This window comes from candidate division TA06 bacterium (genome assembly GCA_016208585.1).
Lineage (GTDB): Bacteria > Edwardsbacteria > AC1 > AC1 > EtOH8 > UBA5202.
This window is the reverse complement of sequence record JACQXR010000112.1, coordinates 1-13,977: the sequence shown is the minus strand read 5'-3', so window position 1 is coordinate 13,977 and position 13,977 is coordinate 1. Positions and strand designations below refer to the sequence as shown.

The 13,977-nt window shown below is 53.7% G+C and carries 12 protein-coding genes and 2 tRNA genes; 2 read left to right on the top strand and 12 right to left on the bottom strand.

The window, feature by feature from the left end; genetic code table 11:
• Positions 1-397: 397 nt before the first annotated feature.
• The 12 genes from cas2 to HY768_08510 all read right to left on the bottom strand — a co-directional run bounded on the left by cas2 (position 398) and on the right by HY768_08510 (position 13,218).
• On the bottom strand, positions 398-688 hold the full coding sequence (cas2, locus tag HY768_08565; protein ID MBI4727254.1) for a CRISPR-associated endonuclease Cas2: 291 nt from the start codon (positions 686-688) through the stop codon (positions 398-400).
• Between the two features lie 4 nt (positions 689-692).
• Entirely contained in the window at positions 693-1,724 is a 1,032-nt protein-coding gene (cas1c, locus tag HY768_08560; protein ID MBI4727253.1) for a type I-C CRISPR-associated endonuclease Cas1, read from the bottom strand.
• Between the two features lie 32 nt (positions 1,725-1,756).
• Entirely contained in the window at positions 1,757-2,125 is a 369-nt protein-coding gene (locus tag HY768_08555) for a PilZ domain-containing protein (GenBank protein MBI4727252.1), read from the bottom strand.
• 1 nt (position 2,126) lies between these two features.
• Positions 2,127-2,822: a CRISPR-associated protein Cas4 gene (gene cas4, locus HY768_08550; protein MBI4727251.1), complete on the bottom strand. Its 696-nt coding sequence runs from the start codon at positions 2,820-2,822 to the stop codon at positions 2,127-2,129.
• Positions 2,822-3,424 (bottom strand): four helix bundle protein, encoded by a 603-nt coding sequence (locus HY768_08545; protein MBI4727250.1) that lies wholly within the window; start codon positions 3,422-3,424, stop codon positions 2,822-2,824. Before HY768_08545 ends, cas4 begins: the two co-directional genes overlap by 1 nt.
• The gene (gene cas7c, locus HY768_08540) at positions 3,424-4,338 is read right to left on the bottom strand and encodes a type I-C CRISPR-associated protein Cas7/Csd2 (GenBank protein ID MBI4727249.1); all 915 of its coding nucleotides are present in this window, start codon (positions 4,336-4,338) and stop codon (positions 3,424-3,426) included. The genes HY768_08545 and cas7c overlap by 1 nt, the downstream gene beginning before the upstream one ends.
• A 17-nt stretch (positions 4,339-4,355) precedes the next feature.
• Complete coding sequence (gene cas8c, locus HY768_08535) at positions 4,356-6,077, bottom strand: type I-C CRISPR-associated protein Cas8c/Csd1 (GenBank protein ID MBI4727248.1); 1,722 nt, start codon at positions 6,075-6,077, stop codon at positions 4,356-4,358.
• On the bottom strand, positions 6,074-6,787 hold the full coding sequence (gene cas5c / locus HY768_08530; protein ID MBI4727247.1) for a type I-C CRISPR-associated protein Cas5: 714 nt from the start codon (positions 6,785-6,787) through the stop codon (positions 6,074-6,076). The genes cas8c and cas5c overlap by 4 nt, the downstream gene beginning before the upstream one ends.
• 19 nt (positions 6,788-6,806) lie before the next feature.
• The gene (gene cas3 / locus HY768_08525; GenBank protein MBI4727246.1) at positions 6,807-9,020 is read right to left on the bottom strand and encodes a CRISPR-associated helicase Cas3'; all 2,214 of its coding nucleotides are present in this window, start codon (positions 9,018-9,020) and stop codon (positions 6,807-6,809) included.
• Positions 9,021-9,067: 47 nt separating this feature from the next.
• On the bottom strand, positions 9,068-9,949 hold the full coding sequence (locus HY768_08520; GenBank protein ID MBI4727245.1) for a DUF1186 domain-containing protein: 882 nt from the start codon (positions 9,947-9,949) through the stop codon (positions 9,068-9,070).
• A complete protein-coding gene (locus HY768_08515; GenBank protein MBI4727244.1) occupies positions 9,939-11,090 on the bottom strand; it encodes a DGQHR domain-containing protein in 1,152 nt (383 codons plus the stop codon). The genes HY768_08520 and HY768_08515 overlap by 11 nt, the downstream gene beginning before the upstream one ends.
• Before the next feature lie 772 nt (positions 11,091-11,862).
• A complete protein-coding gene (locus HY768_08510) occupies positions 11,863-13,218 on the bottom strand; it encodes a DUF4139 domain-containing protein (GenBank protein ID MBI4727243.1) in 1,356 nt (451 codons plus the stop codon).
• Between the two features lie 223 nt (positions 13,219-13,441).
• On the opposite strand from HY768_08510, the gene HY768_08505 reads away from it, so the two are divergent.
• Together HY768_08505 and HY768_08500 are read left to right on the top strand one after the other, a co-directional pair.
• Positions 13,442-13,516: transfer RNA gene (locus tag HY768_08505), tRNA-Cys, on the top strand.
• Positions 13,517-13,610: 94 nt separating this feature from the next.
• Positions 13,611-13,698, top strand: a tRNA-Leu gene (locus tag HY768_08500).
• Positions 13,699-13,977: the final 279 nt, after the last annotated feature.

The following is a 13,977-nucleotide window of genomic DNA, read 5'->3' as shown; positions in this document are numbered from 1 at the left end:
GCGCCCGCGCGGGGCGCGACGCCATTTTATGCAATTATTGCACAATTATTGCTAGTTTCAATCCACGCGCCCGCGCGGGGCGCGACTTGCCGAGCAATCGATAAAATATATCGAGCGGCGTTTCAATCCACGCGCCCGCGCGGGGCGCGACACGAGCGTGTTGAAAACGTTATTGGCCCCGGGTTGGTTTCAATCCACGCGCCCGCGCGGGGCGCGACGTCCGGTTCGTAACATCTTATTATTCAACCGAGCAAAGATATTATTTTGCGAAAACACCTGAAGTCGCTTCCGAAAAGATAAATTAAAATCGCGTAAATACAAAATAGTCGCTATTATCAAGCATTCCCAAGTTCTGCGAACATACCGGGATTTTACTGTACGCTTTACGTTCGCACAATCATATTATCTGCGGTTCCTCCACATCCACCGCAGACTTGGCTCCCAAATGCTCAATCCTATGTTTGTAATTACCGCCCAGAAAATAAAACCTTAAACTGTCCATTTCCGGTTTATATATTCCCTGCAACCTGTTTTTAAGGACGGTCCATTGAGCCGGATCAACATTGCATTCAAATATGGAATATTGGACCCTTATTCCGTAGTCTTTGCAGGCTTTAGCCACCTGACGCAACCGTTTTCTACCCTCCCTGGTGGTAGTGGAAACATCATAGCTTACCAATACCATCATATCCTTACCTCCAGAAGAACGGCGGGTAGCCGTCAATATCGCCGCGCAAGTGCCGGGCTAAAAACAGCGCCTGCAAATGGAGCAACAACCCCACCGGCGCTTTTTCCTGTAAATAGGGGTGCATGATCTCTTCCTGCTTGCGTTTCTGGTAGGACACCAGCACAGTCTTGCGGGTTTCATCGTCCATTACCACTGCGCCGGTCTCGGTGGTCTTGAATCCCTTGCCGTTTATCTGCCTTAGGTTGATAAGCGATAAGGCCAGCCTGTCGGCTATCACGGAACGAAACTCCTCCATCAGGTCCAAGGCCAGGCTGGGCCTGCCCGGACGCATGGCATGCAAAAAACCCATCTGCGGGTCCAGCCCCACGCCTTCACATGCACCCACCGCATCGTGCGTCAATAAAGTATAAAGAAAAGAAAGCAGGGCGTTCAAATTGTCTAATGGCGGACGACGGCTGCGCTCGCGCATGTAGAAAGACTCCTTATCCGCCGTGATCATCCGGTCAAACAGCGCAAAATACGAACGGGCGGTGTCTCCTTCCAGGCCGCGTAAAGCGTCAATATCGTCCGTCTGGCCGATCTTGTTTATCATGTAATCCAGCCGGTCCGAAGCCTGGGCCATAGCATTGTCCTTGTCGCTTTCCGGATGGTCGCGCACCGCCCGCCTCAGCACCGTCCGCATGTTAGTCAATTTGCCGGTCAGCAGGTTACGGGCAACCTCGCAAGCCTCATTTGGCGTTTGGGCCTTGCGGTATTGTTCTTTGCGCAAAAGGATATTGCCGCTGACCGGCCCCTGCATCCGGGACATGAACCGGCCATGCTCGGTCAAATAGCTTACCCCTACCCCGCGCTCACCGCACAGGCCCAGCAAAAATGGACTGCATAGCACATTGCCGAAACAGACGATCCCGCCCAAGGTATGAATGGGCAGGCGCAATTTTTCCTGGCTTTCCACTTTTACCACCACCGCCTCGCCCTCCTGATGCAGGTATGCGCCCTGGGTGGTGACGTACAGGGTGTTAAGCAGCTTCTTCATATATTCGGCAGCATCCGCATTATCAAATAATTTTATTTTTTACCGCTGTGCCGGCCTTCGCTGATTTGCTCGCTTTGCAATATGGCTAAAGAAACGGCCAGTGCCTGTTTCTCATTAAGCCCGCTGAAAACCAAGCCAAAGCCTGAATACTTTCTCCGCTGAGCCATAACCCTGGCCTTGATACCTATCAATTCGCCGGAAGTTTTCAAATAAGGCAAACTGATTATCACCTCGGAACCGGCAGGTGGTATTGTTATAGAGCTGACATAGCAGCCGCCCAGGCTGATATCGCAGATAAAGCCCTGATAACTTGCGCCGTCGTGTGCCCAAAACACCGGATGGCGCAACGGCGCTTGGCCGCGTAGACCCTGACGCCGTTTTGTCAGCCTTTTGTCATCCATTTTACGTCTCCTTTTGCAAAGTAACAAGCATTCTTTTTAGATATGCCTCCGCGCTTCTTTTATCCAATGCCTGCGGCCGGCAAATCTCCAGCAAAGAACAGCGATCACACTTGCCCTTGTCGTAATTCGGCGGCGGAGTAATACCCTTAGACATTAATTCGTGCAGCTTTATGGTAGTAGTTTCGGTTAGTTCCCTCAAAGATAACGTAAACGCCACTTCCTGCCGCCGCCGGGTTGCGCCGTAGAACAAAGCGCCAACCGGGATGGTGACCTTCAGCATTTCTTCTAAGCACATGGCCTGGGCGCAAAGCTGAACTTCGTCGGCCTGGTGGGTTTTGGACTTGCCCCGCTTGTACTCTATTGGAAATGGCTTCCACAGACCTTTTGCGCCCGGTAGTTTTACGGCAATTTTTTGCCCGCTGTTGTCTTTTTCTTCTTCGGCTTTGTGGAACTCCACCATATCCGCCTGCCCGGTAAGGCCCAATTTGTGAGAGACCAGCCGCACCCCGGTTGCCGTGCGAACATCGCCGCGGCTTTCGGTGCCGCCGTCGTGCGCTTTGTCGTGCATCACCCGGCCCTCGGCGGTGAACAGGTTTTCGGACCATACCTGTTCCACATGGATCAGGGCGCACTGCCGGGGGCAATATGTCAGGTGCTGCAGGGCGGAGATGGGGAGAAGATCGTCGTCTGCGTGCATCACTTACAACCACCACCCTGTCTATACTTCACCCGCGCCTGGTACAGCCGCTCGTTGAAGCCGCCCTTTTCCACCACTTCATGCTCCAGCGCCCGCAGCTGCTGGTCAAGCAGGTAGTTTGCCTGGTGAACCAGGCAAACCAGGGCGTTGGCGGCGGTTTCGGGGCTGGCGCTATCAAAATAGGGCGCATAGGTCGCATACGACCTATGCGCCCTATACGCCAGCCCCCTAACCGCCTTCGCTTTGGGATCATCCTTGCCCCAAAGCGCCAACGCATGCTGCCGCAAATAATCCTGGGCGTCCACCAGCAGTTCCTCCAAGCTGGCCCGGGCCACGCCCACCAGCTTTATCTCCGAGGCTTTGGAGGTGCCCGATACCTGGCTGCCCTCGGCGATGTTCTGTTTGCCGCTGCGCGCCGCCTGCACCATCTGGTCGCGGGTGCGGCTGAAGCGGTCCACAAAGCGCTCGCAGAATACCACCGTGGCGTCGTGGACGATCTCCGCCATCTGGTAGCTTTTAAGGTTGCGGTAGCCGCCGTGCGGCGGGATGACGCGGGGCTCAACCCGTGCCCCCGCCGGTTGGGATTTGTCGGGGGTTTTCATTACAGTTTCTCTATGATCTCCACGCCTTGCGGCAAGCCGTCTTTGTTGACTGTTATTGCGTAGTCGCTGATATCCCTGGGCGGCTTGGTTTTGTCCTTGCGGGTAATAACCACCCGCTCGAACAGTTTGTGCGCCGGGGCTTTCCCAAGCGTGTTGTCGTGTTTGAAAACCACCAGCTTTTGGGTGGCCATCAAGCCGCGCGCCGCTGAGCGGTCGTGTTCGAACATGTTTACTAACGCGTCCCACAGCAGGTTAAGGTCGTCATCGGTAAAGCCGGTCTGCGCGGCCAAATGCGCGGAAATGAACCCGTGCGCCACGTAGACGCCGTATGGCACGGTATTCTTCCGGCCCATGGTGCGGTTGTCGCCACTCTGCTTTTCTGCATCCTCTTTCGTTGTTACTGCCATTCGCGTTATGCAGTGCTCAAGTGAAACAATCTGGTCAACCGAACGGCCAAATGTGAACTGCACTGGCCCGCGCACCTGCCCGGCATTGGCGCCGGTTGACATCACCGCACCGAATGTGCGTATGTCGTAGTAGTCCTTGCACATTTGCATCCTGGCTTGAGATACTTCGCTGCCCTGGCCGGTCCCTTTTTCTTTGCGGTCTTTCCCATCCTTTTTATCGGCTGGCGGTTTCACCAAATCAATCCCCAATGCAGCATACCCGCCGTCAATCAGATCATTCAACACGGCCTTCTCTTTGACGAAGATATCGTAGCCTTTGTCTTGCGGCTTCGTCATTTGAACGAAATTGCGCACCTTGCGTTTCAAGCACACATCCGTAACGATTCCTTGCCCAGTTTCCGCGTCAACGCGGGGCAGGTTTCCGGCATCGGGATCGCCGTTGGGGTTGCCGTCCTTCACGTCGAAGATCAGGACGAAGTCGTAGCGGTTCTTGATTGGTTCGCTCATGGTAGTATCTCCTTTTATTATTTGTTATCGCTCTTTTTGATGTAGAAATCCTGCATCTGGTGGTAGTAGCCGATGGCAAACCGGCCCTGGTTTTCAAGGGTCAGGTGCGGCGGGAAGTCTGCTATGCCGTCCATTATCTCGCCGATGAGCCTTTCAAGGTTTATCACCCTTCCTTTATTCTCCAGCTTCGCCAGATGGTGGTTTTTCAGCCGCATCAGGTTGCCGAATACCGTAACCGGCGTGCTGGATGCCGCGCCGTAAAATTTGTCTCGGATGGTGGCGTTGATTCCAGGGTTGGCCTCCTGCTGGATTTTCTCCAGCGTTGCGAACAATCGGCCCAACCGGTAGCCGATGTTGGTATTGTTGATATCCAAGCCCACGGTTATCTCCTTTTCGTTATCATTTTTTTTAATTCTATTTGCTCTGTTAAGGCAGGCTTTGATAAGCGCCGCCCGGTAATAAGTAACTTCACGCTCGGCGTGGATCCTGCGTATCGCCGCCCCAAGCAGCGTTTGTGGATATGGAAAACCTTCTAGTATGGCTCGCATGGTATCACCGGCAAGGTTTGGCGGGATGTTGTCGGCTTTGCCCTGTACGGCCAAGCTTACCAGCAGGCGGAAAAGCGGGAAATATTCCATGTCCTTGGGGCCGTGGACAATCCGCAAGTCGTCAAAATGCCGGCGTATTTTACCTGCCATGCTGGCTACGGTATCCACGACCCAAAAACGCACGGCGATGCGGGAAGCATTGGGCGACAAACCCAGCACGTAAAACCGCGTTTTGTCGTCATCGGCCGTCATGGTGCCTGTCTGGGGTGACCGGAAAAGGCTTTGGACAGCCCTGACGTTTCTATCGGGATCGTCTTTGGGCGGCTCTCCGAAGAACTCCACCACTTGTTTTTCAAATTCAGTTTCTTTTTCCGACCAAAACACCGTTGAAGCGTCGCCCACCTGCATGCGCTGCTTTGAATCTCTGCCCAGTAGATCATTTAATGCCGTGGTGTATGCAAACGCCGCTTTTTTACCAACCGGGCTATTGGCACCTTGCACCTTGCCGTATGATTTGAATGGGTCAAGGTTGAATGATACAATGTTGGCCCCTGTCGTTTGCGCACCCCACACGCCTTTTATCGGCGGATGCAGTCTTTCCACGTTATCGCGCTTACCCGCTACTAAGCAAAATAGAGCTTCACCATTATCTGCACGTAACGCCTCGGTAATCGCTTTCTCAACGGCTGGCCTATTGCACACAATAGCTTCATCATCGGCCAGCTTGAAAGTAAGGTTGGCACCTTCCTTCTTCATCATATCAAGGCTTTCCTTAAACCTTGCCAGAGCTTCCTCCTTTTCATCGTTATCCAGAAACTTCATGACGGCTTTGATGCCCTCGTCATCGGTTATTTTCAAATCCCTGATGCATTGTTTGAATGCTTCATGCATTTCCCGTAAACGTTTGTCCTTTGTTTTAATCTTCACACCCAATGCATATTCCGGGTTGTCCCAAAGCAGATTTGCTGCCACACCGCTGGACCTCTTTACGGACTTTGGGACAAAATATTTCTTGGCTCTACGATTTTTCCCCTCGCCCTCATACATTGGCATCAAGTCCACGGGTTTGCCGTTCTTGGTCAATACTAAAATGAATGGTATTTCTTTTAATTCAAATCCTTCTGGCGCAATCCCGCTATCCGGATCCGCCGCCTTCCGGTCGTAGTATTCCTTCAACGCTTGCAGGATCATTTCTTCACCTCCTCGCTCTCGCGATCAGGCACCACGATGGCGCCGTTTCTCATGTTCGCTCGGTAAAACATAGCCTTAGGATCGTTCGGATCTGTAAAATCCATGTCATATAGCATGTAGCCCAGCTCGCGCGTATCGTCTATAGGTTTCGCCGCGTCCGCCTGCGGGTCAACCAGTTTGAACGATGCCGAAAACTCCCGGCACCCAAGATACGGCTGGTTGAAACACTGCCCCTTCTTGGCCCGCCGCTCGAACATGGCGGCATACTTGGCCTCGGTTTCGTCCTTGCGGTCATCGGGCTTTTTCAGATCTGTTGCTTCCTCGGCGTCAATCAAGTATTCCGGCACCGGGTTATAAACCGTGCCGCGTTTATCGGGCGGGATGAAGTCGAACGCGGCATATAGCCGGTATCTCACGTCCCGCAGGAGCAAACCCGCCCGCTGTTGCCGTTCGTCCTCGATGAATATTCCATCTGAACGTGGTGAAGCCACCTTGCCTACCTCATTCCGGCGCACTGAAATCCACCGTATTGGGGCCAGCACTTCGATCTTGTTCACCCGCCACCGTATGGCCGGTTTCCAGAGTATGGCTTCGAAAATAGCCCGGGCGGCTGACGGCGTAATCACGTCGTAGCTCACCCGTTCCACTTTCATCTCCGGCCTGGTAAAGCAGGCATACGGCCCGCTGACCTCCAAGCAAAAACCTTTCATATCTGGTCTCCTATTTGCGTTAAATGTACAAATCTTCTACCGGCAAATTCTCGCTGTAAACATCCAATCCAACGTTCTTGTTATAAAGCCGCAGGCAACTTTGTACAATTATATCACGTGCTTTCGCATGATCGATTCTTTCCAGCGTTCTGTCGCTGAGCATTTTGTCCACCATGCGCACCGGCAGGTTGACCGTATACCTCTGCAAGTGTCGCATCGTTTCCCGCGTAGGTCCGATTTGTCTTAACTGTCCTATCCACTTATCGCTGTCGCCATATCGAACAATCACTGGCCTTTGCGCCTGGTCGTCTATCATCTTAAATTCGTTGGCTGCTGTACGAAAGTGAAAATACAAGTTTGGGTTTACATCCTTCACCAGCCATTCATGATAGCGACTGCCGGTATCATTCAGCATCTTATAGAATAGTTCGAAAAAACGGCTGTACTCCGAAGGTTTTAACGGATCGAAATCCAGCAAAACGCATTGCTGCCGTGTTGTGTTTTCGGCTTTCAACAAAACACCTGGCGGCGAAGCCTTGGGCGGTACAAATACATGAACCTGACCCATTCTTCCTTCATCGTTCAGTTTCCCCTCGCGGTTGCACCGCCCGGCGGCCTGGGCAATGGACGACAGCCCGGCGAAAGCGCGATAGACTATAGGAAAATCAATGTCCACGCCCGCCTCCACTAATTGGGTGCTGATGACGCGAATGGGCATGCCTTTGCCTAATTTGCATTTTATCAGACGAATCACAGCCGAACGGTGCCTTCCGCACATCAGGGCAGATAAATGTATTGTCCCTTCGGGCATCAGTTTGTAGAGATCATAGCAATCGCGCCTAGTGTTAACTACGCAAAGCACCTGCTGGTGCGCTTGCAAACGTTTTGCCAAATCTTCCCAACTAATACGTTCATCCAGGTCTTGCGGTATCCTAATCTCCGTTCTCTTCAATCTGTCATATATGTCCTTTGTGTCCTCTACTATCTCCGTAGGCTTTGCCAATCCCGGCAGCGCCGGTTGTGTAGCCGTGGCAAGCAGTATGGTTACACCGTAATTATTCACCAGTTGGTTCATGGCGTCAACGCAAGGCGTCAGCAAATTAGGCGGTAATAGCTGGGCTTCATCCAGGATGACCACGCTGTTGACGATATTGTGTAGTTTACGGCACCGGCCGGATTTGGCGGCATAAAGCGACTCAAAGAACTGTACGTTGGTGGTAACGATTATCGGCGCGTCCCAGTTTTCGGCGGCCAGGCTTGCCCGCTGGGTTTCCTTTGAGGGTTCAAGGTTGCTGTGATGTTCTACGACGTTATCGCGCCCGAAAATATCTGCCAAAATCTTGGCTGTTTGCTCTATGATGCTGGTATACGGTATGACGTAAATAATTCTGCTTTTACCATGCTTTACCGCGTGGTCAAGGGCGAACGCCATGCTCGAAAGCGTTTTCCCGCCGCCGGTGGGAACAGTGAGTGAAAATAAGCCGGGGGTGTTTTCAGCCGCCTTGCGGCAGGCGGCAAGTATTTCCTGGCGGATGCTATTTACTTTTGTTTCTTTGGTTCTTGCCCGCATATCCGTCATATACGCATCGTATAGTGTCCTAAGCCCCTCAATGTTTTCAAACTTCCCTCTCTTCGCTTCCTGTCCCTTCCGCCTGAACTCTTCGGTATCCAAATAATCCGCATCCACCAGGCAGGAGAACAGCATTCGCGCCCAAAGATGAAAGTTTTCCGGTTTTTTATCCAAGTATGGCGGCGGGGCCGTTTTCTGTTTGAGTTTTGGGAATATTTCATCAGCATATTGTTGTATTCGCTTAAGATTCTCGCGGCCTTCTACAAGCCGTACCGATAGGGCAGCGTTGCCTGTATCCGCCGGATACCAATCCGGCAGACCCGCATGATGTCCGGCTGAAAGATAGGCAAGGATACGGCCGATGCAAGGGCCAAGTTTTTCCTCGGCTAACGCGGCGCCAGCGGAAGCATGATTGGATACAGTGCCATCGTTATCGTAGCCGGAATCATCAAGCTCATTGCTTCTCAATAAATAGTTCTGAAAAGCATTGGTTGCCTTGCCGAGGTCATGCAGCCAACCGGCATTATAAGCCCACTCTGCTGACTTGAATATTTCGGCAAAGGCTGCCGCTTTTTCGGCGACTTGTTTTAAATGGTCTTCCAGCGGCTGCCACTTTTCCGGCGGCTGACCGTCTATAGAATGTGCGTAAACCTTTTTCATCATTCTAATTTTACCACTTAGGGGTGACAAAAAACCGCCCAAACGGTTTCCTACCTCCTGTTCTTCCTCCTGGCCTTCCTGGCCGCATTGGCCTTGCTCCGGGTCTTTTTTTTGGCCCGGCGCTCCCCGGCAACGGCCAGCCGCTGCGGGAACATGGCGTTCTCAATCTCGATCCTTGCCTCCTCCCGCTCCCGCTCCCGCTCCGGGATGGGCGGGATCAGCTCCATCCTCACCTTCACGTCCTCGAGGTCCCCTTGGATGGTTTCGTCCACGCAATCATCATGATAGGCCCGTTCGATCAGCGGCATAGCTTCCACCGCCTTCAAGTCGCAAAGGTACATGACGATGAAGGCGTTCAGCGCCGGGTCCTGTTTCTTATAGCGCTCCAGTTTCCGGTTGAGCAATTTGATGCAGCGCCCCCGGCTTTCGAGATGCCGTTTGGCAATCTCCTCGACGGCGCTGATCGCGGCAACATGCCCGAACAGGTTGTGCCGGTGATCAAGATACCGTGAGATCGGCTCCAGCGCTTCCGGGCCGATCATGCCCAGCACAATGGGTATCTCCTCCATGGCCCACTCATCATCGTTGTCGTCCGCCTCGTCCAGCAGCTCCAGCAGCGGCCCAACGGCGGAGACGGCGCGCAGCTGCCCCAATGCCCGCCAGGCGTGCATCGGCGCCCAGACCTCGGGGCCGTCCTGGTCGGCCTCGAAATTCAGCTCGCGGTCGGCGGCCAGGCGCGCCAGTTCCGGTATATGGGCTTCGGAAAGTCCCATCGTTTGGTAGTCGAGCCAGTCCTTTTTCCCAGGCTCGCCCAGCGCCAGCAGGCGGTCGACCGGCGGTTGATAGGCGCCAACCCCGCCTTTCCCCAGGTTAGTTTCAGGGCGCCGGAATATTTTGAAATGCAAAAGCCTCGACAATGCTTTACGGAACATCTGCCGCTCCCTTCCCCGCCCCGGCTAGCCCCAGATGCTTGTTCAGCTTCCGGCGTATTGTCTCCACCCGCTCCACTTGGCTCTTGGCTGCAAACCTCTCGTAGAAATCCTCCCTTCGGAACTCCCGTCCTATCTCGGACAGTGGCGACAGTTTCTCCTCAAAGAACTTCGCCGGCTCCTTTTCGCCTTTGAGGATCTCCTGGCCCCAGGCCGCGGCCGCGTCCCCGGCCACCCGCAGCAACGCCTTAAGGGTCACGTCCCTGGTGGCCATGTACCTCTTGTTGTCCCCCCACATATCTCCGAAGGCCGACCTGGCCGCCTTGAGGAAATCCCGCAAGAATGCGTAGCCCAGCTCCCGGCAGTATCCCCGGCCGTCCTTGATGAAGCCCTGCATCTCTTTTCGCCTGGCCAGGCGGTAGATCTCCCCGAAGATCTGGGCTTGGTTTATCCACAGCTCCTGCCCGGATTTCCCGCCCAGCATGTTGATGTGGTAGCGAAGCGGCGAGTCCGGCTCTGAGTAGAGGTCCTTGACCAGCGAGGCGGCGTATTTTTTCTCCGGATCGGTCCCCCAGCTGATCTTCTCGTAAAGGTCCACCAGGTGTGATTTATTGATCTTGGTATGGGTGGAGTTGATGATGACGAACATCTCGGCGGCGAACTCGGCCGCCTTGCCGTCGAAGATTACACAGGGCACCTCGATCCGCCGGTTGGCGTCCTTCTCCCCCATGTAGAAATGCAGCCCGGCCAGGCGGTGCTGCCCGTCGATCACCAGGAATTTCTCCCCCGGCTCCTCCAGGTCGCCGGCGCGCTCGTGTCCGGATAATGGCTTGAAGGCCAGCTCCTCGGGAGTGAACAGCAGCACCGCCCCCGGGATCACCGGCTGGTCCGACTCGTTGCGGAAGAACTCGCGGATCTGACGCACCTTGCGGCGGTTGAGATCCCGCTGGAAGGCCCCGGAGCTCCGCTCGATCTGGGCGAAGAACTCCTCGGCCCCCTCCTCCCCGCCGCCCTCGCCGCCCACCTGCTCCCCGCGCTCCCCGTAGAACCGGGACATGAATCTGACCTTGGCCAGCAGGTCCTCGGCCGGGTAGCTGACGAAATAGAACTCGGCCTCTTTCTGGCGCATTCGCAGGGCTAACATGGCATACCTCCCTAAATGGTTATCGCTGTTTATTGCAGTTATTACAAGACATGAACCACGGAATCGCGGAATATTGATATTTCGGCGTCTTCAGCGCCTGCCTGGCCTCGATGCTTCGATACACGCTTCGGCCTTGCTCAGTGCATCGCTCAGCGCAAGTACTGCCGGTTGTTGAGGGCCCCGCCTGGCTTCGATGCTTCGATAAACACTTCGGCCTTGCTCAGTGCATCGCTCAGCCCAAGTACAGCTGGACATTGAGGGCTTCGATTAACTCAGCCCAAGTAGCGCTTCGACATGCTCAGCGCAAGCATAAAAAACGTATCGAAATGCCAGCCACTCAGCCGACGGCGGGGCATATCGAAACAGCCGGCAACTCGGCTACTGGCGGTTGATAGGCGTTTTCTATTTCTTAACCCTCGCTAATACGGTTGACAAAAAAACCGCAGCTATGCTATATGCACAACTGCGGCTCTTTGTTTATTAAGACCCTTCGAGATTTTCCTGGGCGGTTGTCTCTTCGTAATCAAATGACATCGTCTTTCCCTTTAATCTGCTAAAGTGCGGGTCATCATTTCTATGCTGTTGGCGGGTTTGCCTATACTGCGGGCAGACATTCCTACCCTCGGGGCTGGCATTTCTACAGTACGGGCGGGTTTTCCTATGCTACGGACGGGCATTCCTACACTGCGGAAGGATTTTCCTATGGTCGGGGCGAAAATCAGCGTTCCATTACCCTTTGGTACTTTCTTCCTGAATGAGTGGGACAGTCATTTCACCATTTATAGCGGACGGTATAACTAAGCACGGTCTCCCCGTCCCTGGCCACTGGGACTTTAAATTCCACGGCCTGGGCATCCCGCTTTTTGAACTCGTGGGTCTTGGACTTTATCTCCCAGTCCCCGGAAAGGTGTTCCACCACCGTGACCTCAACCCCCTCATTCTTATGGTTCCGCAGTTTTACCTCCACCGTCTGTTCCTGGGTCTTGTCGTTGATCCGCTTGTATTCCTTGGGAGTCCGCTCTCCTACTATATCGAAAGCACTGCCCAAAGTGATCCGCACCTTCTCGTCCTTGGGGGTGTGGTCGATCCGGTCCTCGCCTATGAACTGCTGACTTTGGCCGTCATCCTTCTTATAGACCCTGATCTTTCCGGCCGGCAGCGGCATCCCCAGCCCGGAGGCTTTTTCGTTTCTGAACTCCAACTGGACCGTGACTTTTTTGCCGCTGCTGGCACCGTCGTAGATGAAAAGTTTTTTGCAATCGGCCCTGGTGTTGGGGAAAAGGGATATCTGCTTTACCTCGTTGTTGGCCACGGTGGCTTTGCGCTGCAGGGTGTACAGATGGTATTCAAAAAAGCTCTCCTCTTCAAACTGGGCAGGCGCCGCCTGAAAGTCGGCCTTGGCCGCAGCATAGCGGCGCTGCGGCGCCTGGGCCCGGTTGACCTCTCCGGCCACTAATTTCAGCCGGGCCTGCTGAAAACCTGTTCCGGAGTTGTTCTCCAACGAAACCCAGGCTCCCAGGTCCACTGTTTTCTCATCGGCAGCCAGCACTGCCACATATTCGGCGTGCCAGGATATTCCTGCGGTCAGATATGATATCCGGCATTTTTGGGAGGCCGGGCCCTGATTGTCCACCAGCCACAGCAGGGTGGGTCTGGTAATCAGCCCCTGGGGAAGGCTGGGAAATTCAAAATTCTGCAGATTATCGGTCAGCCGCAGGGTGGTGATGCTGCCGCCGGTGCTCAATACGATATTGGATCCGTCGTAGGATAGAAGCGTCCCTTCGTAGACCTTCCCCCCGGATCCAAAAGCCTTGATATTCTGGTCTAGGTACCTTTCCAGCAGTTTGGCGGAGCTCACCAGGTCGTACTGGTAATTCTGCTCCAGCACTGTAAACTTGTCGGGATCGGAAAGAGACTGGAAAAAGACCGAGGTGGGGTCGATCTGTGAAGGGACGTCTGTGATTCTTACCTCGGAGGCACCTTTCTTTAGGCTGAGCTGCCGGACCTCGCTCACCAATCCCAGGTTGTTGTTGTAAACAGTCAGGCTTATCTCCCGATCATTCTGACCGGCTGCGACCGCTGCCGCCAAGACCAGCGCCGGCAGAATGATTTGTGTGATCTGCTTCATGGCTTTGACCTCCCGTCGTTTATGGTTTTTTAAATTACTGTTCAAGTATATTTCAAATCGGCATCCCTGTCAAGCAAATAATAGCATTTTCAATCGGCGCTTCCAACTTGATTTTCTTGACTTATATCCCAAAAACTGATAAAATTGCCTTTGTGCTTAGGGCGGCTCTTCGACGGCAAGGCAAGGAGCCACCCTCAGGACAGGCATACAAAGATAAAAGCCAGGCGGCTTAGCCAAGTGGTAAGGCGACGGTCTGCAAAACCGTTATTCAGCGGTTCGAACCCGCTAGCCGCCTCCAGTTAATATAAGGTCATAGCCCCGATATGTATGCGTTATAAAAGGCATCGGGGCATAAGAAACTCTAACTCGCTTTGCTCGTAAGATTTTTTAATGCCGGGGTGGCGGAACTGGCAGACGCAAGGGACTTAAAATCCCTCGATCTATCAGATCGTGTCGGTTCGACTCCGACCCTCGGCACCAGCACTCAGGTTCAGCCCCTTCCCGTTAAATCGGGAAGGGGCTGTTTGCTTTTCAACGACTCAGATTGCTTAAAAGAGGTCTTTATCAAAAAGCTTGTCGCAATAATATCAATTCTCATAAAAAAATCCCTCCCCGAAATACAGACTGTGTCATAATAGTGATGGGAAGTAGGATAAAAGGCAAGTTGGGATTGAAAATATCAGTAAATTGGCTTACTTGTGGAAAAGGTTGTTATAAACGGCTACTATTGGCCTGTCGTGATCACCGCCGGAGCAAAAG

Coding starts and splice junctions, on each gene's coding strand:
- cas7c (MBI4727249.1), bottom strand. CDS start 4,338: ATGAGCGAACCAATCAAGAACCGCTACGACTTCGTCCTGATCTTCGAC.
- cas8c (MBI4727248.1), bottom strand. CDS start 6,077: ATGATCCTGCAAGCGTTGAAGGAATACTACGACCGGAAGGCGGCGGAT.
- HY768_08520 (MBI4727245.1), bottom strand. CDS start 9,949: ATGTTCCGTAAAGCATTGTCGAGGCTTTTGCATTTCAAAATATTCCGG.
- cas2 (MBI4727254.1), bottom strand. CDS start 688: ATGATGGTATTGGTAAGCTATGATGTTTCCACTACCACCAGGGAGGGT.
- HY768_08545 (MBI4727250.1), bottom strand. CDS start 3,424: ATGAAAACCCCCGACAAATCCCAACCGGCGGGGGCACGGGTTGAGCCC.
- cas4 (MBI4727251.1), bottom strand. CDS start 2,822: ATGCACGCAGACGACGATCTTCTCCCCATCTCCGCCCTGCAGCACCTG.
- HY768_08515 (MBI4727244.1), bottom strand. CDS start 11,090: ATGTTAGCCCTGCGAATGCGCCAGAAAGAGGCCGAGTTCTATTTCGTC.
- cas5c (MBI4727247.1), bottom strand. CDS start 6,787: ATGAAAGGTTTTTGCTTGGAGGTCAGCGGGCCGTATGCCTGCTTTACC.
- cas1c (MBI4727253.1), bottom strand. CDS start 1,724: ATGAAGAAGCTGCTTAACACCCTGTACGTCACCACCCAGGGCGCATAC.
- HY768_08555 (MBI4727252.1), bottom strand. CDS start 2,125: ATGGATGACAAAAGGCTGACAAAACGGCGTCAGGGTCTACGCGGCCAA.
- HY768_08510 (MBI4727243.1), bottom strand. CDS start 13,218: ATGAAGCAGATCACACAAATCATTCTGCCGGCGCTGGTCTTGGCGGCA.
- cas3 (MBI4727246.1), bottom strand. CDS start 9,020: ATGATGAAAAAGGTTTACGCACATTCTATAGACGGTCAGCCGCCGGAA.